The organism is Cryobacterium sp. N19 (assembly GCF_002929595.1).
Classification (GTDB): Bacteria; Actinomycetota; Actinomycetes; order Actinomycetales; family Microbacteriaceae; genus Cryobacterium; species Cryobacterium flavum.
Window position 1 is genome coordinate 1 of the sequence record NZ_PJJR01000006.1, and the last position, 1,537, is coordinate 1,537.

The window sequence follows — 1,537 nt, forward strand, 5'->3', positions numbered from 1 at the left end:
CGGGTGGTGGAACCACGAGGGCAAATCTTCGGGAAGCTCAAGCTGATCCGCATCGATTCGAGGTCCGGGTTGGCCCAGGGCAGGCGGTTCGTATCCTGCTCGCCACGCGAGCTTCGGCTCGACGGCATCCCACACCGGCACGAGCGAGCCAGGCGAGAACGTCAGTTCGCGGTCGATGGTCGACGCAAACCGGTCGAGCGACATTTGCTGAACGCCGAGAAAACCGGCGAGGTAGTCGGCCGCGTCGGCACTGGTCATCGCAACGAAGTCGGTGTAGGCGGGCATCGAGCGGCTCCTATGCGGGGATATGGATCGTGTACGGGATTTTTAGCTCGTCAAGGAGGTCGAGCACCGGCTTGCTCGGTCCCATAGTCTTCGAGACGGCACTGGCGAAGAAGTGCCAATGAGCCCCCTCAATGTCGCCCTGATCCTCAAGGTAAGCATCCGACCTAATTTGCCGCTCAATTGACGGGCTCAGATTAACACGACCCACTTTCGACTCGTGAGCCACGCTGTCAACGAGGACATCGAATCGCCGGAGGACGTCATTGCAGACCTCGATGCAGTCTTTCGTGGAACGTGCGACTTGTGTGTATTTGCTGCCATCAGTTGCTGGATAGAGCCCAGCCAAGAAGGATTCTCCATCCTTGCCCGTGGCGAAGAACCCAGCTCGGCCGCTGTTGACATTGACGTGACCGGGGCGTTTCATGGCTTCAGCGAGACTATCGAGGCCAACCTTCCCCTCCTGAAGTCGGAGAAGCGACCCTTCGCTGGAGCCGGCGGCCCGGAGGTACGCCCAGTTCGGCGTAATCTGCGCGACGGTCGCCACTTTGATGTCATCCGGAACCCACTTGAGCGCCACGATGGCAGCACCCACGGCGGGGGCAAGCTCGGGGTGACGGAGTACGAACTTCGCGGTCTTGGCCGGGATAGCGGCCGCGTCGCCAACGGCCGGTGCCATGCCGACGACGCTGAAGCCGGCGCCGACCCAGTCGGCGTGGATGCCCGACCCGATGGCATCGCGGAGGTCGGCAGCCCCGCCGACCACCCAGCCCACTCCGGGAATGAAACTGGAGCTTCCGGAGGCAAGATTGCCGGCCAACCAGGCGAGAGAGTCACCCGGAACAATCTCACCGACGAACGCACCCTGGGCGAACTCCCACGCGTAGGTCGATGGCTCGACCTCTACATCGGCCCATAACGGGTCGAGCCCCTGGCTCTCCTGATTCTCAACCTCGTACCCGTCCTCGAAGCCGTCGCCGTCAGTGTCAGCAACATCGGGAGCCGTGCCGAGATACTCGACCTCGCGGCCATCCTCGACCTCATCGCCATCGCTGTCGCGATTGAACGCGTCGAGGGAGAGATCGGCTTCAGCCGTGTCGGAGAGGCCGTCCCCGTCAGTATCGGACATCAGCGGGCTCGAGAAAACCACGAACTCGACGCCGGTGTCAGGGTGAGATACCGCCTGGCCCGCTTCCTCCCCGTCGGTGAGTCCGTCGTCGTCAGTGTCGGGATCCATCGGATCAGTTCGGTAGAC

General features: G+C 62.7%; 2 protein-coding genes. Both read right to left on the reverse strand.

Going from position 1 to position 1,537, the window contains the following annotated elements:
- Nucleotides 1-285 (reverse strand): hypothetical protein (locus CXY78_RS00045; protein ID WP_140425593.1); only part of this gene is annotated, 285 nt, incomplete at its 3' end.
- Between the two features lie 10 nt (nucleotides 286-295).
- The coding region (locus CXY78_RS00050) for a hypothetical protein (RefSeq protein WP_233206018.1) at nucleotides 296-1,537 on the reverse strand (1,242 nt) is incomplete at its 5' end.